Source organism: Micromonospora coriariae (genome assembly GCF_900091455.1).
Lineage (GTDB): Bacteria > Actinomycetota > Actinomycetes > Mycobacteriales > Micromonosporaceae > Micromonospora > Micromonospora coriariae.
In genome coordinates this window covers 5,897,598-5,922,153 of the sequence record NZ_LT607412.1, presented here as the reverse complement: position 1 = coordinate 5,922,153, position 24,556 = coordinate 5,897,598, and the positions used below count along the sequence as shown (strand labels likewise).

The following is a 24,556-nucleotide window of genomic DNA, read 5'->3' as shown; positions in this document are numbered from 1 at the left end:
CCTGGCAATACGCTGCGCGCCGGGTGAGAGTGGGCTGACCGAGCCGCGGCTGGAACCCGCGGCGGGTGAGCGGTGTCATGAAGGTGATCCAACGGAGGTACCCCTGGACGACGACGTGCTCGTCACCCGCGCTCGGGCAGGTGACCTGGAGGCGTACGACCTCCTGGTCGCCCGGCACACCGCATCCGCGTACCGGACGGCGGTGCTCCTCGGCGCGGGCTCGGACTCCGAGGACGTCATCCAGGAGGCCTTCGTGAAGGGGTACCGCAAGCTCTCCCGCTATCGGGGGGAGTCGTCGTTCCGCTCCTGGCTGCTGGCGATCGTCGCCAACGAGACCCGCAACCTGCACCGGTCGCGCATCCGCCGCGACGGCCTCGTCCTGCGTGCCGCGGCGGCGGACCCGACGTCGGAGATCACCGAGGACGACGCGGTCGGCGCGGTCCTCGCCGGTGAACGCCGCGCCGCGCTGGTGGAGGCGCTCCGCCAACTGCCGGTACGCGACCGTGAGGTGATCGTCTGCCGGTTCTTCCTCGATCTCAGCGAGGAGGAGACGGTGGCGGCGTTGGGCTGGCCCAGGGGCACTGTGAAGTCGCGCACGTCCCGGGCGCTGGCGAAGCTCCGCGGCATGCTCGACCGCGAGGAGGTCCGGCGTGGATGACCTCGAGAGGGAACTGCGCGACCTCACCACCTGGCTGGAGACACCCGACGCGCCCGACGTGACCGCGCGCGTACGCGCTCGGCTCACCGAGCCCGCGTCCCGGCGGCGCTGGTGGCGTGGGTGGCGAGCCGGTGCCGCCGCGGCGCTCGTCGCCCTGCTCGTGGCGGTGCTGCCACCGGGGCGGGCGGCCCTCGCCGACGCCGTCGCGGGGCTGCTGCGCTTCGCCGGAGTCACAGTTGTCACCTCGTCCGCACCGGCGCTGCCCACCGGCACCCCGTCGCCGTTGCCCGCGCAGCGAACCGCGGCCCTGGACGAGGCACAACGGGCGGTGCGCTTCCCGATCCGCCTACCGGCGAAGCTCGGTCCGCCCGAGCAGGTGCTGCTCGCCGATCCCGACGACACGGGCGCCTACCGGGTGGCCACGCTGCTCTACCGTGGGGGCGCGTTGCGCGTCGACGCCTTCGATGGTCGTCTCGACCTGGCGTTCCACAAGCAGATCAGCCGGCCGGGAGCGGAGTGGGTCCAGGTCGACGGCGACTTCGCCGTCTGGGTCGGTGGCCCGCACATTCTTTCCTATGTGGATCGGACCGGACAGGTACGCAAGGAGACCGCCCGGCTCGCCGCCTCGACCCTGATCTGGCAGGGGGCCGACGCGAGCTACCGGCTGGAGGGCGACCTCACCAGGGCCGAGGCGATCGAAATCGCCGAATCGCTGGACTAGGGCTCCCGGGGAAGCTCGGACGAGGGAACCTGCCGGCCGCGTCCGGTGTCTTCATTGTGCGACGCACGTTCTGACGCATCGACAGGTATCCGGAAGGGGCGAGATGGGCGCATGGGGCAGGTTGCTTATGGGGTCGGTGCTCCTGCTGACGGCGTGCACCACGGCCGGCGGGGCGGCCACGCCGGTCGACGCGCCGACGAGCACGGCCTCCGCGACCGCCGCGGCAGGTTGCGGCGCGCGGATCGAGACGGGGTCCCTGCCCGACTGGGCGGACGCGGGTTTCAGAGGGGACACCCGGATCCCGCACGTCTTCGGCGCGCAGGGCGACATCGTGGCGGTGCTGTTCGCGCACCCCCTCGCGCAGGTCAGACAGGACAAGTCGAACAACAAGATCCTCTGGGTCTCCCGCCGCGCCCCGACATTGTCCGAGGCGACGTCGCCGAAGCCCCTGGAGATCACCGCGACGCTGGACGGCACCGACACCAGGGTGATCCGGGAGGTCGCCGGCGGTCCGGGGCCGTCGATCATCGACATGCCGCGCGCGGGTTGCTGGCACCTCGAACTCCGCTGGTCCGGGCACACCGACACGATGGATCTGGTCTACCTCGACCGGCTGCCCCAGACACGTCGCCCCTAGGCTGCGGGGCGTGCCCAAGGACGTACGGGAGGCGGCGGCCCGGAACAACGCCGAATGGTGCGACGTGGTGTGCGGCAGCCACGGGCTGGCCGGCCGCACCGACGCGGACGCCTGGTCGGTCCCCCGCCGCTCCCCAACCTGGTACCCGGACGCGGTCACGTTGCGCCCCGGCGTCGACGCCGACGCCCTGCTGGCCCGGATCGACGCCGGGCCCGGGGCCTCGGTGAAGGACAGCTTCGCCGAACTCGATCTGTCCCGGTACGGCTTCCGGGTGCTCTTCGACGCACAGTGGATCCACCGACCAGCGCTGGATCCGCCCGCCGGCGCCCCGCTGACCCCGGTCACCACGCCGGCGGAACTCGCCGCCTGGGCGGCGGCGCACGGCGGCGGGCCGCTGTTCCGGCCGGCCCTGCTGGCCGACCCCCGGGTACGGGTACTGGCCCGGTACGACGACAGGCGCAAGATCCTGGGTGGCGCGGTGGTCAGCGGCGACAGCGGATACGGAGTCTCCAACCTGTTCGCCCACACGGTGGACCCCCGCGAGATCTGGCACGGCGTCCTCGCCACCATGCCCCGGGTACCACTTGTCGGCTACGAATCCGGCCCCGACCTGGCCCCCGCCCTGGCCGTGGGCTTCACCCAACAGGGCCCCCTCCGGATCTGGCTCCACGACCAACCGAGGGCGGTCAGCCGAGGAGGGTCAGGTCTTCGGGGGTCAGGCGGAGAGCGGCGGCGGCTACGTTCGCCGTGAGGTGCGCCGGGTCGCCGGTGCCGGGGATGGCCAGCACGTGCGGCCCCTGGTGCAGGGTCCAGGCCAGGCGTACCTGGTGCGGGGTGACGCCGTGGGCCCGGGCGACGGCCTCCACGGCCTCGCCCTGCTCGGCGCCCGCGCCCGCCTCCCGGCCGGTGCCGGCCAGCGCGAAGAACGGCACGTACGCGATCCCCCGCTCGCCGCAGACCCGGACGAACTCGTCCTGCTCCCGGTAGGCGTCCACCCCGTAGTTGTTCTGCACGCAGACCACCGGCGCGATGTCCGCCACCTCGTCCAGTCGCACCGGCCGGACGTTGGAGAGCCCGAGGTGGCGGATCAGCCCGGCGGCGCGCAGCTCGGCCAGGGCGCCGAACCGATCGGCCAGCGGCACCGGGCCGGGCCCCCGGCCGAGCCGCAGGTTCACCACGTCGAGGTGGTCCAGGCCGAGCCGGCGCAGGTTCTCCTCCACCTGGGCGCGCAGCCGCGCCGGGGTGAGCGCTTCGGTGAAGCCGTTCACCGGGTCGTACCCGAAGCCGACCTTGGTGCTGATCACCAGATCGTCGGGGTACGGGGCGAGCGCGGCCCGGATCAGCTCGGTGGCGTAGCGCGCCGGGCCGGTGCCGACCCCCAGGGCCCCGCCGGGCGAGACGTAGAAGGCGGCGGTGTCGATGTGGTTGACGCCCAGCTCCACGGCGCGGCGCAGCAGCGCGATCGCACGGTCGCGGTCCGGGTTCGCGGTGATCCGCATCGAGCCGAAGCCCATCCGGTGCACGGTGCGGTCGCCCAGGGTCCAGCTGCCCGCCGCGGCGGCGGTGATCGAGTCGGTTGGCATCGGGTGACCGTAGCCAGCCGGGGCGCGCGGCGCAGTCGGTCGCGCGCCCGATACCGCTCGACGGCGTTCCTTGTTAGTTTTACTGTGCTGGCGGGGTCGGTCCGGCGGCGCCCGGCGGGCGCAGCACCGGCACCAGCGCCAGCGTCGGCACCAGCAGCAGCGGCACCACCAGCAGCGCGTGCAGGATGCCGACCCGGTCGCCGAGCAACCCCAGCAGCGGCGGCCCGCCCAGGAACGCGGTGTAGCCGATCACCGCGACCACGCTGACCCGGACGGGGGCGTGCGCCTCCTCGTCGGCCGCCGCGCTCATCCCGACCGGGAAGCCCAGTGAGGCGCCGAGCCCCCAGAGCGCGACGCCGACGATGGCGACCGGCCCCGAGCCGGCCAGCACGGCCAGGCCCGCGCCGAACGCGGCGAGCAGGACTGTGCCGGTGAGCACCGGCACGCGACCCCACCGGTCCAGCGCGACAGTGCCGGCGGTGCGCCCGAGGGTCATGCCGACGACGAAGACGCCGAAGACCGCCGCGCCGGCCGCCTCGCTCAGGTCGCGGCCGTCGACGAAGGCCACCGCCAGCCAGTCGTTGGCGCTGCCCTCGGTGAACGCCGCCACCAGCACGAAGAGCCCGATCAGCAGGGTGCGCGGCTCCCGCCAGGCGGCGAGTTGTGCGCGGCGGCGAGCGCGCGGGCTGGCGTCCGCCGTACCGTCGGCCTCGTCGACGGCCGGATGGGGCAGGAACGACCGGGCGCCGAGCACGGTGCCGACCAGCACCACCACCGCCACACCGGCGAGATGCGCGCCGACGGGCAGGTCGAACCGGGCCGCTCCGGCCCCGAGCGCCGCGCCCGCCACCGAACCGAGGCTCCACGCCGCGTGGAAGCGGGGCATGACGGTACGCCCCAGGCGCCGCTCCACCGCCGCGCCCTCGACGTTCATCGCCACGTCGCAGGCGCCGGAGCCGTAGCCGAACGCGGCCAGGCCCACCGCGACGACGACGACCGAACCGGCCACCGTGGCGCCCAGCCCGGCGACGGTCAGGCCGACCGCGACCAGCACGGTGGCCAGCGTCACGGTGCGGGCCGCGCCGAGGCGCTGGGCGAGCAGGCCGGAGGTGGGCATGGCGAGCAGCGCGCCGATGCTCATCGCGAGCAGCAGCAGCCCGAGCCGGCCGGCGGAGAGGTCCAGCGCCTCGCGGACCGCCGGTACCCGGGAGAACCAGCTGCCGACCGCCAGCCCGTTGAGGGTGAAGACGACGGCCACACCGTTGCGGGCGGTCCGCACGGCCCGGGAGGGGGCCGGGGCGGTGGCCGGGGGGATGGGCGGACTGGTGGCGGCGCTCACGGGGACGGTTCCTCTTTCTCGGGGTGATCTCCTGGCACGATCGCACACCTGAGAGCGCTTCCACCACAACCGGGACGACCGCCCCTTACCGCCGGCGGCTCGGCCGGGGCATGATGCCGGGCATGCGTCCGTCCGCGGGACGGATGGTCGGGGGGAGGAAAACGATGACGGCAGCCGCACACCGGCCGGCCACGCTGGAGGACGTCGCGCGAGCCGCCGGGGTGTCCCGGTCCACGGCCTCGCGGGTGATCGCCGGGACCGGATTCGCTTCGCCGGCCGCCCGGGAGCGGGTAGCCGCGGCCGCCGACCAACTCGGCTACGTGCCCAACCCGGCCGCCCGGGCACTGGTCCGCGGCGGCGGCGTACGGCTGGTGGTGGCGGTCGCCGGGCCCAGCGCGGCGGTGCTGGACGACCCGTACGTGCACCGGGTGGTCGGCTCGGCGGCCCGGGTCTGCGCGCCGGCCGCCATCGGGGTGGCGCTGCACTGGCTGCCGCTGAGCCAGCCGAACAGCCTGGACCAGCTCGCCGGGGACGGCAGCGTGTGCGGGGTGGTGCTGGTGAACACCACCGAGGATCTGCTGGACGCCGTGCCGCGGTCGCTGCGCGGCCGGGTCGCCTCGATCGGCATCGGCTCGGCCACGATCCCGTCGTTCGACGTCGACAACGGCGCCGGCGCCGAGGAGGTGCTGCGCCACCTGTACGCCGGTGGTCGCCGCCGGATCGCCATGGTGACCGGCCCCCGCTGGCTGCCGTGCTCCCAGCGGCCGGTGCAGGAGTACCGCCGGCTGATGCGCCAGGCGGGGCTGCCGGAGCGGGTGCTGCCCGGAGACTTCACCGCGGCGCGCGGCCGGACGGCGGCCGGCGAGGCGTTGCGGCGCTGGCCGGACCTCGACGCCGTGTACGCGATCAGCGACGAGACCGCGTTCGGGGTGATCGCGGCGCTGCGCGAGGGTGGGGTACGGGTGCCCGGCGACGTCGCGGTGGCAGGCTTCGACGACATCCCGCTCGCCGGGATGACCACCCCCGCGCTGACGACGGCGAGCCACCCGGTGGGCCGGATCGCCGCCGCCGCGGCCACGGCGGTGCTGGACCGGCGCCCGACCGCGCCGGTGACACTCTTTCCGTCCGCCCTGGTGGCCCGCGCCAGCGCCTGACCCGAGCCGGGCCCTTTCCAGCCAGCGCCCGGCCCGCAGGCGGCGGTTAACCCGTGGCGGGTCGGGTAACCGCGGCGCACACCCCGCCGACAGCGAGGAGCGGTGACCCGTGTCCGAACTCAGGCCGCCGCGGCAGGAGCCGAAGGGCGGCTCCCGCCCCGGCCGGTTGACCGCCCGTGCCCACCCGCCGGTGACACCGGCGCCCGCCGGGCTGGTGCCGCTGAGCGCCCCCGGCGGTGGGCTGCTGGCGATGGTGTACGCCCCGGAGCCGGCCGCCGACGGCGCCGCGTACCGGCTGGTGGTGCTGCTGCACGGTGCGGGTGGCTCCGCGCGGCAGGGGCTGGACCTGCTGCTGCCGATCGCGGACGCGCACCACCTTCTGCTTGTCGCTCCGCAGGCGGCCGCCAGCAGCTGGGACCTGATCGCCGGCGGCTTCGGGGTGGACGTGCGGCGCGTCGACGAGCTGCTGGACAGCGTCTTCGACGGCTACCCGGTCCGCGACGTGACGTTCGGCGGGTTCTCCGACGGCGCCTCGTACGCGCTCTCGCTGGGCCTGGCCAACGGCGACCTGGTCGACGCGGTGCTGGCCTTCTCCCCCGGTTTCGCCGCGCCGCCGGAGACCCACGGCCGGCCGCGGATCTTCATCTCGCACGGGGTCGACGACCGTGTGCTGCCGATCGACATGTGCAGCCGCCGGCTCGTCCCGCGCCTGCACGACCTCGGCTACGACGTCACCTACGAGGAGTTTCCCGGCGGCCACGAAGTGCCCGCCCCGATCCGGCGGTCCGCCACCACCTGGCTGACCGCCTGACGCCGACCGCCGGCGCGGGTCAGACCGGGGGAAGGCCGAGGGCGTCGTCCACCCGGGTGAGGACGGCGACATCGTCATCGGGGTTGACTCCGCGCAACAGGTCGATGGCCGTGGCCCGGACCTGGCCGATGATCATGGCGAGTGGGAGGGTCTGGGTCGGCCCGAAGAGCCGCCCGGCGGTGTGCACGGCGGACAGCGCCGCCTCGTCCGCCCGGTTGGCGTGCCGGTCGGCCGCCTCGTCCCGCCCGTCCAGGTCGGCGGCGAGGGCCGCACCGGCCTCCCGGACCGCCTCGGCCAGCGCACGTAGCGCCGCGCCCAGCTCGGGCGGCGCCGGGGACTGCAGCCGGCTGAGCGTCACCCCGGCGCGGGCCAGCACGCGGACGTTGCGAACCGCGTAGTCGATCTGCCGGATCGACTCGTCCACCGACCTCAGCCGGCCGATGTGCCGGCGCCGGCGCACGTTGAGCCGCAGCGCCTCGCCGGCCGCGAGCACCCCGTCGCGCAACCCGTCGACCCGGGCGTCCATGCCCCGCGCCTGGACCAGCGCGGCGACCGCGCCGGGCTCGTCGCGGCGATCCAGCGCGTCGGCGATCCCGCCCAGCAGCCCGGCCAGTTCGTCGAAGGTCCGCCGCACCTCGGCGACCAGCGGGGCCAGCGGGTGCCGGGCGTCGACCAGCAGGCTGACCGCGAGCGCGACGGCGCCACCGATCAGCGCGTCGACGAAACGGAACGGCACAAGCGACCCGTCCGGCGGTGCGACCACCACCAGGTAGAGCGCGGAGACCGCGGCCTGCACCAACGTCACGCCGGTGGCCCCGAGGGCCGCCGAGAGCAGGATCGTGAGCAGGATGACGGTGAACACCGTCCAGGTGGTGCCCGGGCCCAACGCCTGCACCACCAGGTCCGCGACCAGCACCCCGGCGGCGACACCGAGGACGACCTCGACGGCCCGCCGGATCCGTTGTCCCCGGGCCTGGCCGAGGACGATGAGCGCCGCCGCCGGAGCGAAGAAGGGCTGCGGGTGCCCGACCAGCCGGGTGGCGAGCAGCCAGGCCACGGTCGCCGCGACGGTGGTCTCCAGCACCGGCCGCCAATCCCGCCGCAGCCGGTCACCGGCGACCCGCAGCCCCTTGAACCGCACCTTCGCCCACCTCCCGCACCCGGTCACCGGCACCCGCCGGTGCCTCGCGGCCTCCGGAGCGCCCCCTCGTGATCGTCTACCATCGGGCGATGGACCCCCTCACCGGGCTGCTCGACGGCCCCCGGGCCCGGGGCGCCTTCCTGCTCCGCTCGGTGCTCGACCCGCCGTACGCGCTACGGATCGAGGACCGGGCGCCGCTCACCGTCGTGGCGCTGGTCAGCGGCACCGCCTGGCTCGTACCGGACGACGCCGCCCCGGCGACGCTGCGCCCCGGCGACGTGGCGGTGCTGCGCGGACCGGATGGCTACCTCGTCGCCGACGACCCGGCCACCCCACCGCAGGTGGTGATCCACCCCGGTCAGCGCTGCACCACCCTGCGCGGCGAGCCGCTGGCCGAGTCGATGGCGCTGGGCGTACGCACCTGGGGCACCGGCCCAGGCGGGTCGACTGTGCTGCTGACCGGCACGTACCAGTTGCCCGGCGAGGTGAGCCGACGGCTGCTCACCGCGCTGCCGCCGCTGCTGGTGGTCCCCGCCGACGAGTGGCGCAGCCCGCTGGTACCGCTGCTGGCGCAGGAGGTGTCCCGGGACGCCCCCGGCCAGGCCGCGGTGCTGGATCGGCTGCTGGACCTGCTGCTGATCGGCGCGCTGCGCACCTGGTTCGGCCGCGCCGACGCCGCCCCCGGCTGGTACCGGGCGGCCGGCGACCCGGTGGTCGGCCCGGCCCTGCGGCTGCTGGCGAACGACCCCGCCCAGGGGTGGACGGTGGCCGCGCTCGCCGCCGAGGTGGGCGTCTCCCGGGCGGTGCTGGCCCGGCGGTTCACCGAGCTGGTCGGTGAACCGCCGATGGCGTACCTGACCGGGTGGCGGCTGACGCTCGCCGCGGATCTGCTGCGCGAGCCCGACGCAACCCTGGGCGCGGTGGCGCGCCGGGTCGGCTACGCCAGCCCATACGCGCTGAGCACCGCGTTTCGTCGGGTTCGCGGGATCAGCCCGAGCCAGCACCGGATCGGCGGTGGCTCAGCCGGCGGTGGCTCAGCTCGCGGTGGTCGTGCCGGTGTGCTCGGCTGAGGCGAGGAACCGGGTCAGCACCTCGATGGTGCCCGGTGTGTAGGGGCGGCCGTCGAGCACCTCGTCGCGGGGCACGAAGATCATCGCCGCTCCCTCGCCGAGCACCACGTCCTCCTGCCGGGCCCGGGTGCTGCCGATGAAGTAGTGCTTGACCCGCTCCAGCTCCGGCAGCGGCTGCACGGCGAACGGGAGCAGCGGCCCGTCGGCGCGCAGGCCGGTCTCCTCCCAGAGCTCCCGTTCGGCGGTCTGCTCCGGCGTCTCCCCCGCCTCGGCGTGCCCGCCGGGCAACCCCCACACGTTGGGGTGGAAGCGGGCGTTGCCGTCGCGCAGTTGCAGCAACAGTCGTCCATCGGGGTCCACCAGCAGCACGCATGCGATCACGATCATTGCCCGAGCCTAGGCCGGGCAGGTGACACTGTCGGTTAGGCGCTGGCGCGCCAGCGGTGGCGTGGGCACGCCCTACCCTCGGAACGTATGCGGTGGCGGATCGGTTACCGACTGCGCAACGCGCTCCTCGTCGGCGGCACCGTCGGGATGGGCCTCTTCGGCTGGCAGACCGTCGCCCTGTCCCTGGGCGGCCACGCCCTGGGTAAGGTCGTCGCCACGCCGGTCGAGCGTGCCCAGACCGCGGTCGTGGACAGGTTCACCGCGCCGGTCTCGATGCCTCCGTTGCCGGTGGCGCCGCACTATCCACTGTCGACGCCGCGGCTGCTGCCGTCGTGCACCGGATCGCCCGTCGGCGCGACGTTCGCCACGGACGAAGCGACGCCCCTCGGCGAGCCGGGGCCACCGATCGCGGTGCTGGTGCCCCGAGGCACCAAATGGCGGTGCCTGGTGTTCAGCCTTGCCGGCAACGGCACCGCGTCGACGGCGGAGTGGGAGTGCTCCGAGGGGTTCCCTGACACCACCGGCAAGGAGACGTCGCTGCGCGTGCTGCTCGCGCCGTGCCCGCAGCCGTGTGACGCCCAGGCCAGGGCCCGGCTACGGCCGCCGTTCATGGGCGAGCCCACCCGGGCGGTCGACGACAGCACCTGGCTCGCCGCCGTCCGGACGGATCCGGACGGGATGGGCCGCCGAACCCTGCACCTGTCAATGGAACACGTGTGGGCGGCGCCGGTCGGCCTGCTGGGGCCGGGCTCCCCGGGACAGAACCTCTACGTGGCGGCCCACCTGACGAACCGGCCCGACGACCGGGCAACCGGGGAAAAGATCATGAACAGCCTCCGCAGCCAGATGTGATGGCGAGGCGCGTGGAAAAAGTGCGTTGGCCCAAGACTCCAGAGTAGTCATATTCGCCGGCGTCGTCCTCAGCCGAACATGACAGCACACCGGTAAGATCGGCGACTGCGTTGTGACTGATCGCTGACTGCTCGTGGTGATAGCGATCACACACACTGAGCGCATGACCAGGAGAGTCAACCGCGATAAGGCACTCCGCGTCGCGGTGTGCCTCCTCCTTCTCGCCGTTCTGAGCGGCTGCATTCAGGACGGTCGAGGGCGCAGCGATCTCGTCCGGCACGCACCGCCAACGCCCGATATCGTCCTACCAGTATTTCCGGGACTGGAACGACCCGTGTTCACCCGATTCTGGGCCGCTCAACTCAACATGGGGCTCACCGTCAACACCGACGACACAGTCGACGGGCAACTACTGCTGACTGCTCACAGGTCCCGGCTGGTCGCCTTGAACAAGAACATCCCGGCGGCCATCGCGGAGTTGCGCCAGAACATCCCCGCGCTGCCGCCCGGAGAGGAAACCGGCTACGAGGACGGCAATCTCTTCGGCACCCAGATCAGTTACCGCAAGGCACCGCTGACGACCTTCGACGGCGAGAGCATGAAACTGTTCCGGGACAACGATTTCTACCGCTTCACGCTGCCGCTCGATCCGACGAAATACGGCAGAAAAGCAGCCGAACAGAATCCGCAAAACCAGCAAGCATTCCTCAAGTTGATGTCGTTCGAGATCTCGGTGACATTTCCCGGCCGAGTGATCGACACCAATGGAACCGTCAACGGCCGGTCGGTCAGCTGGAAGGTGGACTCCAACCAGGACAAGCCGACCGAGCTGCGGGCCGTCGCCGAGGCGCCGCCCCGCCCGTCGGCCTCGCCGGTCGCCGCGGCCGACGGAGGCGGGTTCCCCTGGCTGCTGATCGTCGGCGGGCTGCTCCTCCTGCTGCTGCTCGCCGCGGTGGGCGTACTCCTGCTGCGTCGCCGCCGCCCGGCGGCGCCCGCCGCACCGGGCGCGACCGCAACGGGACCGACCTCGCCGGGCCCGCCCGCCGGCGCCCCCGGGCCCGGCTGATCCATCCGGTGGCCGGCCCTGCCGGCCACGCCCGGCACCGGCCGCCCCGCCACGACGGCGACCGGCCCCGGTGCTCCCACCCGGGAGCACCGGACCTCACCACCACCACATCCCGGTCGCACCATCGCAGAAAAGGGGGATCGCCATGAACGATCTCTTCACCTGGGCCGCCCTGGGCAGCCTCGCCGGCGCGAGCGCCGCCACCCTGCTGGCCACCAACGTCATCGGCGGGCTGATCGGCCCCAGCGGCGACAAGCTCCGCAAGTGGATCGCCATCGGCATCGCGCTCCTGCTGTCCTACGTGACAGCGGCGTTCGCCGACGACGCCGGCGGCGAGAAGTGGATCATCGCGTTCTTCAACGCGCTGGTCATCTTCTCCGCCGCGCTCGGCGTCAACCAGTTCCCGCCCGGCAACCGGCAGGCGACGCAGCCGTCGCCGACCCAGGTCGCGCAGGGTCGCGAGCCCCGAGTCTTCCGCTCCTGGGTCTGAGGGGTGACGTCATGGTCTTCGGAATCATCAGCGCGGCAATCCAGGTCGGCTTCGGCGCCCTGCTCGGCCTCCTGGCCGGCGGCCCGATCGGGCTACTGATCGGCGCCGTCGTCGGCCTGCTGGTCGGCGCGGTCTTCGGCTGGTCGGTGGCCTCCGCCGGGGTGTACGCAGCGGACGTCCGCGGCGTCTTCCTCTTCGTCGTCGACCACACCTGGAGCCTGCTGAACACTGTCGTCGGGGCCATCTACCTGGCCGTGCACCTGCTCTTCGGGCACTCGCTGGACCGGCCCACCTCGCAGGGCAGCGGCCGGGTCAGCGTGGTGGAGGGGGTCTCGCCCCGCTACGCCACCACCATCGGCACCGTCTGCGCCGGCTCCAGCTCCGGCATTCAGCGACACGAGGACGTGCACATCTTCCAGGGTCGCCTGCTCGGCCCGCTCTACGTCCCGCTGGTGCTGGCGAACTACGTGCTGTTCACCGTCGCACCGGTGTGGCTGCTCTACCACGACCACACCAACGCGCCGATCAACCGGTTCACCCGGTACTTCGAGATCGGCGTCTACCCGCACGTGTGGAACGAGGCCATCGCGTACCGGATCCAGGGGACACCGCCGCGATGAGCACCGACGGGCGCGGACCGATCGAGACGGCGACCGCCGAGTTGGCCGCCTGGCTGACCAGCGCGGCGGGGGAAGCCGTCCCGATCGGCCCGCCCCGTACCGACGGCGAGGCCGCCGGGCTCACCCTCTGGCCGATGGAGCTGCGCCCGGCGCGGCAGACCCGCTCCAGCGGCGCGGTCCGCGAGCCGTACCGGTTCACGATCCGCTACCTGCTCTGCGTGACCGGTCCGGCCGGGCTGCCCCGGTTGGACCGGGTGCTCACCGCCGCGACCCGTGACGGTCGCTACCCGGTGGTGCTGGAGGCCGGTGCGGCGCCGCTCTGGACCGCGTTCGGCACCGCGCCGCGCCCCGGGCTGCTGATCGACGTGCCGGCGCAGGTGGATCACCCGACCCCGGCCGCGCCGCCGGTGCTGCGACCGCTGCGGCTGCGGCAACTGGAGCTGCGCACCCTCACCGGCCGGGTAATCGGCCCCGAGGAGCAACCACTGGCGGCGATGCGGGTCGAACTTCCCGGCACGTCGTCCGTCACCCGAACCGATCCCGACGGCCGATTCCTGATCGTCGGCGTACCGCACGACCCCGAGCACCCGGGCCCGGTCCGGCTCCGGCTGACCGGGCGCGGGCTCGTGCTCACCGCCGAGGTCGACCCCGCCGAACCCGACATCGTCATCGTCTGCGCGCCACCGACCCGCTGACGCCCACCCGCACAGGAGGACCGATGCCCAGCTACTTCTCCCCCGGCATCTACGTCGAGGAGGTCCCCAGTGGCGCCCGACCGATCGGACCGGCGAGCACCAGCATCGCCGCCTTCGTGGGCGTCGCCCCGGACCGCTCCGCCCAACTGGGCAAGGCGGTCCCGGTCAACAACTGGACCGAGTTCCTGCGGCTCTACGCCGGCGGGGAGCAGGCCGAGAGCACCCCGCTGGCCCGGGCGGTCTTCGGCTTCCTGGACAACGGCGGCGCCCGCTGCTGGGTGGTCAACGTCGGCGAGGGCGGCGCGATCAGCGGCACCGGACAGCGGCGCGGCGGCCTGCAACTGCTGGAGGCCATCGACGAAATCTCGATCATCGCCGCACCGGGATTCCACGACCCGGTGGCGCACGACGCGCTGCTGAGCATGGCCGAGCGCACCCGCACCATGGTGGCGATCTGCGACCCGGCGCCCGACATCGACGACATCTCCGCGTTGACCCGCGTCGCGACGCCGTCCTCCGGCAAGCCCCCCAAGCCCGCCGACGGCGCGGGCGGCGGCCCTGCGGCCGGATCCGGCGGCGGCTCCGGCGGTCCTGGCGGCTCTGGCGGGCACGAGGGGGCGGCGTACCGGCCCCGGCAGTCGGAGTTCGGCGCCTTCTACTACCCGTGGCTGCGCGTACGCGACCCGATCAGCGGAGAGCTGGAGCTGACCCCGCCGAGCGGTCACCTGGCCGGCATCTGGGCCCGCACCGACGCGCTGCGCGGCGTGCACAAGGCGCCGGCCAACGAACCGGTACGCGGCGCCGTCGACCTGGGCTACCTGGTCACCCGACCGGAGCACGACGTGCTCAACCCCAAGGGCGTCAACGTGATCCGCTACTTCGCCGGTGAGGGCATCCGGGTCTGGGGCGCCCGTACGCTCGCCGCCGAGGCCAGCGAGTGGCGCTACCTGAACGTGCGCCGGCTCAGCATCGCCATCGAGCAGGCGATCGCCAACGGCACCCGATGGATGGTCTTCGAGCCCAACGACTTCACCCTCTGGCGTTCGATCCGGCGCGACATCGGGGCCTTCCTGACCCGGGTGTGGCGCGACGGCGCGCTGCTCGGCCGCAGCCCCGAGGAGGCGTTCTTCGTCAAGTGCGACGAGGAGACCAACCCGGCGGAGGTCCGCGACGCGGGCATGGTGATCGCCCACATCGGCATCGCCGTCGTCAAGCCCGCCGAATTCGTGGTGTTCAAGCTGAGCCAGTGGGCCGGCGGCACCGAGACCGAGACGATCGGAGGCTGACGACATGCCCACCACAGCCACCCCGCAACCGGGTGCCCCGGTCGACCCCTACCGGGCGTACAACTTCCGGTTGCTCATCAACGGCGTCACCAACGGCCACTTCACGGAGATGAGCGGTCTGGAGGTGAACATCCCCGGCCAGCCGTACCGGGAGCACGGGCTGGGCCGGATGCGGATGGTGCCGGGCCAGGCCGAGTACGAGCCGGTGACGCTGCACTTCGGGCTCACCGCGTCCCGGGAGCTGTGGGACTGGGTGCACGCCACGGCCCAGGGCACGCTGAACCGCCGCAACGTCTCGGTGGTGCTGTTGGACTCCGTCGGGACCGCCGAGGTGCTGCGCTGGAACCTGATCGACGCCTGGCCCACCCGGTGGCGCGGGGCGCACCTCAACACCCTCAGCCACGAGATCGCCATCGCCTCGTTGACCCTGCGCTACGAGGGCCTGGAGTTGGAGACCGGCGGTGCCACCGCGCCGACTCCCGCGTAGCTGGCTGGCCGGCCGGCTGCGCTCGGCGGCCGGGGCGGTGCAACGCCTCGCCGGGCGCGTCGAACCGGCCGGCGCGACCGGGAGCCGTCCGTCGGACGTCCGTACGGCTGCGCCGCGCCGGTTCGGGGAGCCACCGCAGCACTGGTTGGACCTGGTCGCCGCACACGCTCCCGGTCTGCTGCAGGATCTGGACCTGGACGGTCCACCGGCCGGCTCTCCCGGCGGTGGTGCGGCCGGGCACCACGGCCGGCCCGCCCACGAGGACGCCGTCCCGAGCGCCGGCGATGTGGCGACCGGGGGCCGCTCCCGATCCACAGCCGACCCGTCGGGTGGGTTCGGGGGGCCTGCCGGGCTCCCGGGTGCGGGTGGGTCCGGCGGGTATGACGCTGATGAGCTCGGTGGTCGTGGCAGCGCTGGCCGCCCGGACGCCAACGTGTCCGGAGCGCCCGATGTGGGAGCGCCCGACGCGGGAGACGCGCCCGGGCGGCCCGGAGTCGACGGTCGATCCAGCGAGCCCGGTGCCACGGGCCGGTTCGCAGGGCCGCAGGGTTGGCGGGCGACGGGTACCGAGGTCGTGGACGCCTCAGGGGCAGCTGACCGGCTCGGCGATGCCGGGCTGGGCACGGCCGGCTCGTCCAGCGGTTCGTCCGGCACCGGCGGCTCGTCCGGCCGGGGTCGCAGGATCGGCGCGACCGGCGGCTCCGCCGTCGCGGGTGCTCCCGGCACCGCTGGTGTGTGCGGCACGGGGATCGGGCTCGGGGTGCCGGGTGCGCCTGTGGGGTCGGGACCGGGCACGCGCTCCGGTGGACCCGCGCCACGGGACGCTGCCGGCGCCGTTGCCGGGATCGGCGGGAACGGGCCGCCGGCATCCGGACCGGCGGGGGAAGCCGGCGGGGCCTCCTGGCCGATGATCCGTCCCGCGGTGCCGGGCACCCAGCCCTCGTCCGGCTGGTCTGAGCACGCCAGAGCGACCTCCTCCCCCTCCCCGGCGTCCGATCCCCGCGGTTCGGACCGGATCGTGGAAGATTCCGGCTCCTCCAGCGGCACTCTCCCACCGCGATCTGCTGTCGAGTCCGAGCGCACGCCCGATGGGCGGGGCAGGGAGCGGGCCGCGGCGGGCGGCAGCAGGCACTCGGCGAGCCCTCTCGGGACGGGCGGTGACGGTTTCGAGGTCGGCAGGGACGGCGCCAAGGGCGGCCGGAAACGATTCGGGGCCGGCCGGAACGGGCTCGGAACGGGCGGTGGCCGACCGGGGCGGCCGGGCTCGGCGGCCGGCGACGTAGCGGGCGGGCAGCACCTGGGCGAGGCCGACGGGCGAGCCGGGCGGACCGGCCCGGTGGGTGCGGGGCTCGCGGCGGATGGTGGCCCGCCCGACGTGGTCCGCGCGGCCGGCAACAGCCCCTGGCCGGCCCTGCCGGACGACCCGGTGTGGCCTGGGCACCGCTCAGGCGGGGCGGCGTCCACCGGCGGGGCGGACGTGGTCAGCGGTGGGGTGTGGACGGACGGTTCGGGGCGCGGTCCGGTCGGCGGTGGTTGGTCGGCGGTGACCGGCGATCTGTGGCCGGCCCTGCCGGACGACCGTCTGCTGTGGACGGCGCCCGGGGCTGCGCTGGACGCGGCTGATCTGAGCCGGCTGGAGCGGGAACAGGCGGGCGACTGATGGAGCGCGTCGCCTTCCTCATCGACTCCTCGGGCGAACGGGTGGACTGCCTGCTCAACCCGGAGACCGTGCAGGTGACCCGGCTCGCCGGGGTACGCCATCGGGCGGCCGCCGGTGGGCAGCTCACCGGGGCCGGTCTGGCCGACGACCCGCTGGTGTTCACCGGCGGCGGCCGGACCGAGCTGGTGCTCGACCTGCTCTTCGACGTCGACTTCGTGGAGGCGCAGGTCCGTCCGGGTGACGTACGGGCGCTCACCCGGCCGTTGTGGATGCTCGCGGAGAACTCCACCGCCGAGCACGGGTGGCTGCGCCCCCCGCTGGTCCGGCTGGTCTGGGGCAAGACCTGGAACGTGCCCGGCGTGATCATCGCCGTGGCCGAACGGTTCGACGCGTTCACCGGCACCGGATCGCCGCGACGCTCCTGGCTGCGGCTGAAGCTGGTCCGGGCCGCCGAGACGGCCGACCAGGCGGAGGCCGGCTTCGCCGAGGAACTGGCCGCGGTGAGCACCCCGACCGCCGCCCCGGGCAGCGCGGTGGTCGCCGCCGGTGACGGCGCCGCCGAGCCCGGCCGCTCCGGGGTCCGCTTCGATCTGCTGGCCAACGACGCGCTCGGCTCGCCGCTGCGCTGGCGGTTGCTGGCCGAGCACAACCGGATCACCGATCCGCTGGCCGTGCCGGCGGGGACCACCCTGGCCGTCCCGCCGGCCGGCGGCGCTCCGGCCGGCGGGTCGACGCTGGCCGGGGCGGTGGCCGGGATGGCCCGAGCGGTGGCCGGCGCTGTGGGTGCCGGCGCGTCGTTCGTGGGCGCCTCGGTCGTCACCGCGCCCGCGGCCCGGGCCGCGTCGACCGGAACGACGCCCGCCCCAGCGCCGACCGGCAGCAGCCCGCCCAGCACCACCCCCGGCAGCACCACCCCCGGCGGCACCGGGCCGGGCGGTGCGCCGTGACCAGCGTCGCGCCCCGGGCGCTGACCGTCCTGCTCGACGGCGCCGAGCTGGCCGGCGCGGCCCGCCAGCGGGTCCGCTCGCTGCGGGTGGCCGCCCGGCTCGACCAGCCCACCCAGGCCGAGCTGGTGCTCGCCACCACCGCCGGGAGCGGCGCGTTCGACCCCGCGGTGCGCCCCGGCACGGCACTCGACGTGCGGCTCGCCGATCACCCCGACGCGCTGTTCACCGGGGAGGTCACCTGCGTGGAGGTCGAGTACGCCGCCGACGGCGCGGCGGTGCTGCGCCTGCGGGCGTACGACGCGCTGCACCGGCTGCGCAAGCGACAGGATCTGCGGGTGTTCACCTCGGTGACCGCCGCCGAGCTGGCCCGGGAGCTGTGCGGCGGGGTCGGGCTCACGGTGACGGCGGAGACCGACGGGCCACGGCTGGAGCGGCTGCTCCAGCACCGGCACAGCGATCTGGAGCTGCTGCGCGAGGTGACCGGCCGGGCCGGGCTGCACCTGGCCGCCGACGGCGACGAGGTCCGGCTGATCACCCTCGCCGGGTACGGGGAACCGGTCGCGTTGGCCCTCGGCGCGGGCGTGCACACCCTGCGGCTGAGCACCAACCTGGACCGGGCCAGCGGCGCCAGCGCGGCGCTGGGCTGGCATCCCCAGCGGGCCGAACCGATCAGCCAGCAGGCCGACGAGGCGCGCTGCGGCCGGCCGGCCGGTGACCGGCCGGACCCGGCCGACGTGGGCGCGGACGGGGTACGCACCGCTGTCGACCAGCCCGGCCGCAGCGACGACGAGCTGGCCGCGTTGGCCCAGGCGCGGCTGGACACCCGCGCCGCCGCGCTGGTCACCGCCGAGGGGGTGGCCGAGGGCGACCCGGCGCTGCGGCCCGGCCGGCGGATCGACCTGACCGGCGTGCCCGACCCGGTCGCCGGGGCGTACGTGCTGACCGAGGTGGTGCACACCGTGGACGGCGAGGGGCACCTGACCCGGTTCTCCACAGTGCCACCGGCCGCGCCGTCCACCGCGTCGACCGCCGGGGCGGTGGTCACGCTCGGGACGGTCACCGACGTCGCCGACCCGGACGGGCTGGGCCGGGTCCGGTTGACCCTGCCCGCGTACGGGGACCTGGACGCCGGGTGGCTCGGCGTGCTCTGTCCCGGAGCCGGGCGGGGCAAGGGCCTCGTCGCGCTCCCCGACCCCGACGACACCGTGCTGGTGGTGCTGCCCGGCGGCGAGCCGGCCTCGGGCATCGTGCTCGGCTCGTTGTTCGGGGCCGTCGAGCCGTACGACGCGGGCATCGACGACGGTCGGGCCCGGCGCTGGACGCTGCGGACCGCTGGCGGGCAGTCGATCGTCGTCGACGACGTGCGACGCAGCCTGCGGCTGGCCACCGAGGGCGGCAGCTGGCTGGAGCTCACCCCCGATTTGGCGACCCTGCACGCGGCGACCGACCTGGTGATCTCCGCGCCCGGCCGGGCCATGGTGGTCCGGGCCCGCAGCGTGGACTTCCTGCACGCCGAGTCGACCGAGGACCCGACCACCGCGGCGGAGCGGGCCCGTGCGCTCGCCCGCGCACACCACGAAGGAGGCGGCTGATGCGCTGGATCCACCGCGACTCGGTGATCACCTGCGACCACGACGGCCGGGTCGAGAACCGGCCCTCGCAGCGGTGGGTGACCGTCACCGGCGTGCCGGTGCTGGTGGACGACGACCCGGAGGGACGGAAGATCGTCGCCTGCCCGAACTACGGCCCGACCATCAAGCCGTGCACGACGACCGAGAGCCTGCGCGTCGGCTACAGCGACTGGCTGCGGGTCGACGGGCAGCGGGTGGTGCTGTCCCACCTGGAGGGGTTCACCAACGGGACGCCGCCCAACGCGGTCCATCACACCGTGCGCGACCCGCGCCAGCGGTTCCTGGGGGCGGACCGGTGAGGGCCTTCCGCTTCGTCGGCGCCGGCTTCGACGCGGGGCGCAACGGCGGCCTGGCGCTCACCGCGGCCGGCGGCCTGGCCATGACCGAGGGCGACGAGACCGTACGCCAGGCGCTGTTCCTGCTGTTGTCGACCACGCCGGGCGAGCGGCTGATGCGGCCCGGGTACGGCTCGCGGCTGCACCGGCTGATCTTCGCGCCCAACGACGACACCACCGCCGGGCTGGCCATCCACTACGTGCGTCAGGCGATCGCCCGTTGGGAGCCGCGGGTCGAGGTGATCGACGTGGACGCCGGCCCGGACCCGGACGACGCGTGGCGGCTGGTGATCCGGCTGGACTACCGGGTGCGCGCCAGCCTGACCCCAGGGCAGCTGGTCTTCTCCGTGGACCTGCTCCCGATCGACGAACCGGCACCGGGAGGAGGACAGTCATGACGCTGCCCGTGCCGCACCTGGACGACCGCGCGTTCCTCGACCTGGTCACCGAGGCCCGCGAGCGGATCCACCAGTCCTGTCCGGCCTGGACCGACCTGTCGGCGCACGACCCGGGCATGGCGCTGGTGGAGGCGTTCGCGCACCTCACCGAGGTGATGATCTACCGGCTGAACCAGTTGCCGGAGAAGGCGTACGTCTCCTTCCTGAACCTGCTCGGGGTGGCCCGGCACGCGCCCACCGCGGCCTGGGCGGACGTCCGGTTCACCCGCGGCGGCGCGGAACGGGGCGCGGTGCGGATCCCGGCCGGCCTGCGGGTCGCGGCGGCTCGCGGCGCCGATCCCCGGCCGGTCGTGTTCGTCACCACCGAGCCGGCGCTGCTGGCCGCCGGGGAGACCTCGGTGACCGTGCGGATGCACCACTGCGAGCCGGTCGAGGCGGAGCTGCTCGGCACCGGCACCGGTCAGCCGGGCCAGGTACTGCGGGCGGCCCGGGCCCCGCTCGCGCACACCGCCGAGCCGTTGGACCTGCTGCTCGGGGTGGAGGTGCCGGCCGGCACCGTGGAGCTGGGCGCGGCGGCGCGCGAGCACGACGGCCGCACGTTCGAGATCTGGCGGCCGGTGGACAGCTTCGCCGGGGTCGGACCGCAGGCCAAGGTGTACCTGGTGGACCGCTGCTCGGGGGCTGTCACCTTCGCCCCCGCCCTCGACCTGCGGCCCCCGGTCGGACCGGCCCACCCGGCGAATCCCGGCGAGCCGGCGCCGACCGACCCGACCGTTACCGCCGACCTGCCGGCCGCACCAGGTGGCCCGGCGGGATCACCGGCGACCGTGGCGGCGGTCCCGCCGGCCGGGCGGCAGATCCGGCTCTGGTACCGGGCCGGCGGCGGGCCGACCGGCAACGTGGCCGCCGGGACGCTGACCAGCCTGCGCGACCCGCTGCCCGGGGTCCGCGTCGACAACCCCGCGCCGGCTGCTGGCGGCCGGGAGATGGAGGCGCTGGAGTCGGTGCTGCTGCGCGGCCCGTACGAATTCTTCGCCCAGCAGCGCGCGGTCACCGCCCGCGACTTCGAGGTGCTGGCCACCAGCTCCGGCGCGGTGGCCCGGGCCCGGGCGTTCACCCGCGCCGCGGTGTACAGCTTCGCCCGGCCGGGTGAGGTCGAGGTGGTGCTGGTGCCGTACGTGCCGGCGGAGGCCCGGCCGGGTGGCCGGCTGCCGGTGGCGGTGCTGCGCGAGCACGAGGTGCCCGAGGCGCGGCGCCGGGTGGAGGCGGACCTGGAACAGCGGCGGATGGTCGGTATCCGGTCCCGGGCGACCTGGGCACGGTTCAAGGCGGTCTCGGTGCGGGCCCGGGTGGTGGTCCGGCGGGAGGAGGACGTCGACGCGGTCCGCCGGCGGATCCACGACCGGCTGCACCAGACGCTGAGCCCGCTGCCCACCGCGCTCAACCCGACCGGCTGGCCGTTCGGCGAGCCGCTGCGGGCGTCCAACGTGTACCGGCTGCTGGAGCACGCCGAGCCGGGCGTGCGGTACGTCGAGTCGGTGCGGTTCGTGGTCGACGAGGCGCCCGACGCCGAGGTACGCGCCCTCGCCGTCGACCAGTACCAGCCGCGCACCTGGTACGCCGGGCGGGGCCCTGTGCTGTTCCGTTCCAGCAACGCGGGTGCGGGTTGGGAGCCGACCGGCCGCTTCGACGGCGAGACCGTGCTGCGGGTGGCGCCCGCCCCGGCGCCGGCGCGGCCGGGGATCGTGCCGCGTCCCGGCTCGGTGGCCGTGGTGACGCTGCGCGCCTCCGGCGGCTCCCGGGTGCACCTGAGCACCGACCTCGGCGAGACGTGGTCACTGCTGACCGACCTGGACTCGCGGATCTCCGACGTGGCCTGGCTGGATCGCGACGGCGCGGGCGCGCTGCTGGTGGCCACCGACACCGGCCTGTACGAGGTGTCCCTGCTGCCCGGCGCGGTGCCGTTGCAGATCCTCGTCGACCCGTCCGACGCGGACCGGGGGTTCTACGCGGTGCGCTCGTTCGTCTCCGAGCGGGGCGCACCGGGCGTGGCGGTGGCCGCACAGGCCGGTTTCGGGGTGTACCTGTCGACGGCCGGCGGCCGGCCGGGCAGCTTCGCCCACGTCGGTCTCTCCAACGTGGACAACCGGGTGCTGGCGGTGCAGTACGACGGCCCGGCCACGCTGCTGTGGAGCGGCGCCGGCGAACCGGACCCGAAGAAGCCGGGCCAGGGCTGCCACCGCACCCGGCTGTTCGAGTCCGACGTGCAGTGGCAGTCGGTGCAGGGCGGTTGGATCGGCGGCACCTGCCGGGACCTCGCGTTCGCCGGCTCACTGGCGGTGGCGGCCACGCAGAGCGGCGGCGTGCTGCGGCTGGACACGCTGGCCGCCCAGCCGCAGTGGCAGTCCGTGTCGGTCAACTGCGGCTTGCCACTGCGCGACCGGACCCGGTTCGTGCCGGTGGACGCCATCGCGGTGAGCGGCCATGCCGCCGGCAGCGGAGCGACCGGCGCCGGCAGCCAGCCGGCGGAACGGCTGATCCTGGCCGGCGGCGAGCGCGGCGTGTACCGCAGTGCCAGTGCGGTGGACTGGACCGCCAGCGCCAACCAGGCCACCGCCGACGTGGTGACCGTCCCGGACACCTGGCTGCTCTGCTCCGGCGAGCACGACATCGAGGTGGTGCGGCAGGATGCGACGCTCGGCGATTGAGCGGCTGCTGCCCGCCGCGTACCAGCGGGCGTGCGTGCCGGGCAGCGTCCTCTGGGCGCTGCTGGAGGTGATGGAGGGGCTGCACGCCCCGGACGAGGCGATCCTCGCCGAGGTGGACGCCCTGTTCGACCCGTACCGGGCGCCGGACGGGCTGGTGGTGCGGTTGACCCGTTGGGTGGCGATGGACCACGTGGTGGCCTCGCCCCGCCCGGACGCCCCACTGCCGCTGCCGGTGGGCCGGTTGCGGGACCTGGTGGCCAACGGCGCGCTGCTGGCCCGGTGGCGCGGCACCCCGTACGGGATGTGCAGGGCACTTGAGCTGGCCACCGGGCTGCGCGGTTTCGCGATCGACGAGCCAGCCGAGCAGCCGTTTCACGTCGTGGTGCGGGTGCCGGCGGCCGCCGCCGACCAGCTCGCCGTCATCACCCGCATCGTCGAGGCGGAGAAGCCCGCCTCGACCACCGCCGAGATCGTCGTCGCAGAGGAGTCGTCATGACCACCGAGTGGGCGGTCGTCGCCGCCGCCGAGCAGTTCACCCTCGACCCGCGCAACAGCGGCGAGCTGACCTTCACCGTCTCCAACCCGGGCAACGCGCCGGACACTGTGGTGTTCGACGTGGCGCCCGGCGACGGCTCCCAGCGGTCCTGGTTCACTGTGACCGAGCCGCAGCGGGTGGTACCCGGGCAGGGCTCGGTCTCGTTCCTGGTCAAGCTCGCCGTGCCGGCGGGCACCCCGCCCCGGCGCTACGACATGACCGGGTTCGCGTACTCGGCGAACACCGCGCCGGAGGAAAGTTCCCGCTCCAGCGGCCGGGTCACCTACGAGGTGCGGGCGGTCGCCCCGCCGAAGCGGACGCCCTGGCCGTGGATCGCCGCCGCGGCGGCGCTGGTGCTGGTGGTGGTGACCGTGGGGGTGGTGCTGCTGACCCGCGGCGGTGAGCCGGCCCCCGGCGAGCCGCGGGTGGTCACCGTCGAGGCGGAGAGCCTGGTGGACGCGGCGGTGGTGGAGTCGCCGCGGACGAGCGGGGCGGTCGTGGTGGCGCAACCGAACTGCTGCGGCGTGACCTGGTCGGGCGACAAGCAGCTGTTCTTCCAGGGGCTGGCCATCGGTGACCAGGTCACCGTGACTGTGCAGATTCCGGCGGAGGCCACCTGGCGCTTCGCGGCGGCACGCACCACCTCGTTCGACTACGCCAACACCGTCTTCGCCATCGACGGCACCCAGATCGGCGGGGCGTTCCTCGGCTTCACGCCGACGGTGCGGAAGACGGAGTTCCTGGACGTCGGCACGGTCCGGCTGACCAAGGGACCGCACCGGGTCACCCTGGTCGTGGTGGGCAAGACACAGGGCACCAACCGCTACTTCGCGGGCGTCGACGAGATCCGCTTCAGCGAGGTCGCGCCGCCGGCCGCCGCACGATGAGCGGGCGGCAGAAGGCCCTGCTGGGGCTGCTCGCCGTCCTGCTGGTGGCGCTGTTCGCGGGCGCGGTCGGCACCGGCCGCGACGAGCGGGGTGATCCGGGGGCCCGGCACGGGCTGGTCGACCGGCTGGGTGCGCTGGGCGGCGAGCGTTCCGCGGTGGACCCGGCCACGGTCAGCGCCGACTGCGCCGAGCAGACCGGCCGGCTGGTCTTCTCCGGCAGCTGTCTGGTGCGGGTCGCCGATCCGGGCGGGCTGCGCACCCTGGTACTGCGCAGCGCGCGGCCGTTCACTGTCGTCGCCCCGGCGCCCGGCGACGCGGACCTCACCATCCGCGACGAGGTCGAGCCGGCGTCGGACGGCACCGGCGCGGTGGCGAAGGTCGCCGTCGACGAGGCCACCGAGGTGGCCGTGATCTGCCCCGGTCTGGGTGGCTGCACGGTCACCGTGGCCGCGTCCTGA

Annotated in this window: 27 protein-coding genes; 23 read left to right on the top strand and 4 right to left on the bottom strand. The window is 74.5% G+C overall.

Going from position 1 to position 24,556, the window contains the following annotated elements:
* The first annotated feature begins 115 nt into the window (after positions 1-115).
* From GA0070607_RS27415 to GA0070607_RS27400, 4 genes are all read left to right on the top strand, one after another.
* A complete protein-coding gene (locus tag GA0070607_RS27415) occupies positions 116-658 on the top strand; it encodes an RNA polymerase sigma factor (RefSeq protein ID WP_231930421.1) in 543 nt (180 codons plus the stop codon).
* The gene (locus GA0070607_RS27410; protein WP_089020768.1) at positions 651-1,379 is read left to right on the top strand and encodes a hypothetical protein; all 729 of its coding nucleotides are present in this window, start codon (positions 651-653) and stop codon (positions 1,377-1,379) included. Before GA0070607_RS27415 ends, GA0070607_RS27410 begins: the two co-directional genes overlap by 8 nt.
* Positions 1,380-1,506: 127 nt before the next feature.
* On the top strand, positions 1,507-2,016 hold the full coding sequence (locus GA0070607_RS27405; protein WP_231930419.1) for a hypothetical protein: 510 nt from the start codon (positions 1,507-1,509) through the stop codon (positions 2,014-2,016).
* A gap of 10 nt (positions 2,017-2,026) precedes the next feature.
* Positions 2,027-2,767, top strand: coding sequence for a hypothetical protein (locus tag GA0070607_RS27400; RefSeq protein ID WP_197701179.1), 741 nt, complete (start codon positions 2,027-2,029; stop codon positions 2,765-2,767).
* On the opposite strand, the gene GA0070607_RS27395 is transcribed toward GA0070607_RS27400, so the two are convergent.
* Together GA0070607_RS27395 and GA0070607_RS27390 are read right to left on the bottom strand one after the other, a co-directional pair.
* Positions 2,703-3,599: an aldo/keto reductase gene (locus GA0070607_RS27395; RefSeq protein WP_089020766.1), complete on the bottom strand. Its 897-nt coding sequence runs from the start codon at positions 3,597-3,599 to the stop codon at positions 2,703-2,705. The two genes, GA0070607_RS27400 and GA0070607_RS27395, sit on opposite strands and share 65 nt — an antisense overlap.
* 79 nt (positions 3,600-3,678) lie before the next feature.
* Positions 3,679-4,938, bottom strand: coding sequence for an MFS transporter (locus GA0070607_RS27390; RefSeq protein ID WP_089020765.1), 1,260 nt, complete (start codon positions 4,936-4,938; stop codon positions 3,679-3,681).
* A gap of 164 nt (positions 4,939-5,102) precedes the next feature.
* Here GA0070607_RS27390 and GA0070607_RS27385 point away from each other — a divergent pair, with 164 nt between their 5' ends.
* Both GA0070607_RS27385 and GA0070607_RS27380 read left to right on the top strand, forming a co-directional pair.
* Positions 5,103-6,092: a LacI family DNA-binding transcriptional regulator gene (locus tag GA0070607_RS27385; RefSeq protein ID WP_089020764.1), complete on the top strand. Its 990-nt coding sequence runs from the start codon at positions 5,103-5,105 to the stop codon at positions 6,090-6,092.
* Between the two features lie 109 nt (positions 6,093-6,201).
* Positions 6,202-6,903, top strand: a complete 702-nt coding sequence (locus GA0070607_RS27380) for an alpha/beta hydrolase (protein ID WP_089020763.1) — start codon at positions 6,202-6,204, stop codon at positions 6,901-6,903.
* A gap of 19 nt (positions 6,904-6,922) precedes the next feature.
* On the opposite strand, the gene GA0070607_RS27375 is transcribed toward GA0070607_RS27380, so the two are convergent.
* On the bottom strand, positions 6,923-8,044 hold the full coding sequence (locus GA0070607_RS27375) for an FUSC family protein (RefSeq protein ID WP_089020762.1): 1,122 nt from the start codon (positions 8,042-8,044) through the stop codon (positions 6,923-6,925).
* An 89-nt stretch (positions 8,045-8,133) separates the two neighbouring features.
* On the opposite strand from GA0070607_RS27375, the gene GA0070607_RS27370 reads away from it, so the two are divergent.
* Positions 8,134-9,114, top strand: coding sequence for an AraC family transcriptional regulator (locus GA0070607_RS27370; RefSeq protein ID WP_089022139.1), 981 nt, complete (start codon positions 8,134-8,136; stop codon positions 9,112-9,114).
* Here the strand turns inward: GA0070607_RS27370 and GA0070607_RS27365 are convergent.
* A complete protein-coding gene (locus GA0070607_RS27365) occupies positions 9,079-9,501 on the bottom strand; it encodes an NUDIX domain-containing protein (protein ID WP_089020761.1) in 423 nt (140 codons plus the stop codon). The genes GA0070607_RS27370 and GA0070607_RS27365 overlap by 36 nt on opposite strands.
* Positions 9,502-9,588: 87 nt before the next feature.
* On the opposite strand from GA0070607_RS27365, the gene GA0070607_RS27360 reads away from it, so the two are divergent.
* The 16 genes from GA0070607_RS27360 (at position 9,589) to GA0070607_RS27285 (ending at position 24,556) form a co-directional block, all read left to right on the top strand.
* A complete protein-coding gene (locus GA0070607_RS27360; RefSeq protein ID WP_089020760.1) occupies positions 9,589-10,353 on the top strand; it encodes a hypothetical protein in 765 nt (254 codons plus the stop codon).
* Positions 10,354-10,516: 163 nt separating this feature from the next.
* Positions 10,517-11,419, top strand: coding sequence for an LppM family (lipo)protein (locus GA0070607_RS27355; RefSeq protein WP_231930417.1), 903 nt, complete (start codon positions 10,517-10,519; stop codon positions 11,417-11,419).
* 145 nt (positions 11,420-11,564) lie between these two features.
* Positions 11,565-11,909: a hypothetical protein gene (locus tag GA0070607_RS27350; protein ID WP_089020759.1), complete on the top strand. Its 345-nt coding sequence runs from the start codon at positions 11,565-11,567 to the stop codon at positions 11,907-11,909.
* A gap of 11 nt (positions 11,910-11,920) precedes the next feature.
* Positions 11,921-12,529 carry a glycine zipper family protein gene (locus tag GA0070607_RS27345; RefSeq protein WP_089020758.1) on the top strand — a complete coding sequence of 203 codons (609 nt, stop codon included), beginning with the start codon at positions 11,921-11,923 and terminating at the stop codon, positions 12,527-12,529.
* A complete protein-coding gene (locus GA0070607_RS27340; protein ID WP_089020757.1) occupies positions 12,526-13,224 on the top strand; it encodes a carboxypeptidase-like regulatory domain-containing protein in 699 nt (232 codons plus the stop codon). The genes GA0070607_RS27345 and GA0070607_RS27340 overlap by 4 nt, the downstream gene beginning before the upstream one ends.
* A 23-nt stretch (positions 13,225-13,247) precedes the next feature.
* A complete protein-coding gene (locus tag GA0070607_RS27335) occupies positions 13,248-14,510 on the top strand; it encodes a phage tail sheath family protein (protein WP_089020756.1) in 1,263 nt (420 codons plus the stop codon).
* A 4-nt stretch (positions 14,511-14,514) separates the two neighbouring features.
* A complete protein-coding gene (locus GA0070607_RS27330; RefSeq protein WP_089020755.1) occupies positions 14,515-14,997 on the top strand; it encodes a phage tail protein in 483 nt (160 codons plus the stop codon).
* 1,336 nt (positions 14,998-16,333) lie between these two features.
* Positions 16,334-16,657: a hypothetical protein gene (locus tag GA0070607_RS27325; RefSeq protein WP_089020754.1), complete on the top strand. Its 324-nt coding sequence runs from the start codon at positions 16,334-16,336 to the stop codon at positions 16,655-16,657.
* A complete protein-coding gene (locus GA0070607_RS27320) occupies positions 16,657-17,604 on the top strand; it encodes a CIS tube protein (protein ID WP_089020753.1) in 948 nt (315 codons plus the stop codon). The genes GA0070607_RS27325 and GA0070607_RS27320 overlap by 1 nt, the downstream gene beginning before the upstream one ends.
* Positions 17,601-19,196 (top strand): contractile injection system protein, VgrG/Pvc8 family, encoded by a 1,596-nt coding sequence (locus GA0070607_RS27315; protein ID WP_089020752.1) that lies wholly within the window; start codon positions 17,601-17,603, stop codon positions 19,194-19,196. Before GA0070607_RS27320 ends, GA0070607_RS27315 begins: the two co-directional genes overlap by 4 nt.
* Entirely contained in the window at positions 19,196-19,534 is a 339-nt protein-coding gene (locus GA0070607_RS27310; protein ID WP_089020751.1) for a hypothetical protein, read from the top strand. Before GA0070607_RS27315 ends, GA0070607_RS27310 begins: the two co-directional genes overlap by 1 nt.
* On the top strand, positions 19,531-19,968 hold the full coding sequence (locus GA0070607_RS27305) for a GPW/gp25 family protein (RefSeq protein ID WP_089020750.1): 438 nt from the start codon (positions 19,531-19,533) through the stop codon (positions 19,966-19,968). Before GA0070607_RS27310 ends, GA0070607_RS27305 begins: the two co-directional genes overlap by 4 nt.
* Positions 19,965-22,676: a putative baseplate assembly protein gene (locus GA0070607_RS27300; RefSeq protein WP_089020749.1), complete on the top strand. Its 2,712-nt coding sequence runs from the start codon at positions 19,965-19,967 to the stop codon at positions 22,674-22,676. Before GA0070607_RS27305 ends, GA0070607_RS27300 begins: the two co-directional genes overlap by 4 nt.
* Positions 22,657-23,172 carry a phage tail protein gene (locus GA0070607_RS27295; protein WP_089020748.1) on the top strand — a complete coding sequence of 172 codons (516 nt, stop codon included), beginning with the start codon at positions 22,657-22,659 and terminating at the stop codon, positions 23,170-23,172. The genes GA0070607_RS27300 and GA0070607_RS27295 overlap by 20 nt, the downstream gene beginning before the upstream one ends.
* Complete coding sequence (locus tag GA0070607_RS27290; protein WP_089020747.1) at positions 23,169-24,098, top strand: carbohydrate-binding protein; 930 nt, start codon at positions 23,169-23,171, stop codon at positions 24,096-24,098. The genes GA0070607_RS27295 and GA0070607_RS27290 overlap by 4 nt, the downstream gene beginning before the upstream one ends.
* On the top strand, positions 24,095-24,556 hold the full coding sequence (locus GA0070607_RS27285; RefSeq protein WP_089020746.1) for a hypothetical protein: 462 nt from the start codon (positions 24,095-24,097) through the stop codon (positions 24,554-24,556). Before GA0070607_RS27290 ends, GA0070607_RS27285 begins: the two co-directional genes overlap by 4 nt.

Coding starts and splice junctions, on each gene's coding strand:
- GA0070607_RS27365 (WP_089020761.1), bottom strand. CDS start 9,501: ATGATCGTGATCGCATGCGTGCTGCTGGTGGACCCCGATGGACGACTG.
- GA0070607_RS27360 (WP_089020760.1), top strand. CDS start 9,589: ATGCGGTGGCGGATCGGTTACCGACTGCGCAACGCGCTCCTCGTCGGC.
- GA0070607_RS27385 (WP_089020764.1), top strand. CDS start 5,103: ATGACGGCAGCCGCACACCGGCCGGCCACGCTGGAGGACGTCGCGCGA.
- GA0070607_RS27355 (WP_231930417.1), top strand. CDS start 10,517: ATGACCAGGAGAGTCAACCGCGATAAGGCACTCCGCGTCGCGGTGTGC.
- GA0070607_RS27295 (WP_089020748.1), top strand. CDS start 22,657: ATGCGACGCTCGGCGATTGAGCGGCTGCTGCCCGCCGCGTACCAGCGG.
- GA0070607_RS27330 (WP_089020755.1), top strand. CDS start 14,515: ATGCCCACCACAGCCACCCCGCAACCGGGTGCCCCGGTCGACCCCTAC.
- GA0070607_RS27340 (WP_089020757.1), top strand. CDS start 12,526: ATGAGCACCGACGGGCGCGGACCGATCGAGACGGCGACCGCCGAGTTG.
- GA0070607_RS27290 (WP_089020747.1), top strand. CDS start 23,169: ATGACCACCGAGTGGGCGGTCGTCGCCGCCGCCGAGCAGTTCACCCTC.
- GA0070607_RS27320 (WP_089020753.1), top strand. CDS start 16,657: ATGGAGCGCGTCGCCTTCCTCATCGACTCCTCGGGCGAACGGGTGGAC.
- GA0070607_RS27345 (WP_089020758.1), top strand. CDS start 11,921: ATGGTCTTCGGAATCATCAGCGCGGCAATCCAGGTCGGCTTCGGCGCC.
- GA0070607_RS27335 (WP_089020756.1), top strand. CDS start 13,248: ATGCCCAGCTACTTCTCCCCCGGCATCTACGTCGAGGAGGTCCCCAGT.
- GA0070607_RS27300 (WP_089020749.1), top strand. CDS start 19,965: ATGACGCTGCCCGTGCCGCACCTGGACGACCGCGCGTTCCTCGACCTG.
- GA0070607_RS27405 (WP_231930419.1), top strand. CDS start 1,507: ATGGGGTCGGTGCTCCTGCTGACGGCGTGCACCACGGCCGGCGGGGCG.
- GA0070607_RS27350 (WP_089020759.1), top strand. CDS start 11,565: ATGAACGATCTCTTCACCTGGGCCGCCCTGGGCAGCCTCGCCGGCGCG.
- GA0070607_RS27285 (WP_089020746.1), top strand. CDS start 24,095: ATGAGCGGGCGGCAGAAGGCCCTGCTGGGGCTGCTCGCCGTCCTGCTG.
- GA0070607_RS27310 (WP_089020751.1), top strand. CDS start 19,196: ATGCGCTGGATCCACCGCGACTCGGTGATCACCTGCGACCACGACGGC.
- GA0070607_RS27395 (WP_089020766.1), bottom strand. CDS start 3,599: ATGCCAACCGACTCGATCACCGCCGCCGCGGCGGGCAGCTGGACCCTG.
- GA0070607_RS27370 (WP_089022139.1), top strand. CDS start 8,134: ATGGACCCCCTCACCGGGCTGCTCGACGGCCCCCGGGCCCGGGGCGCC.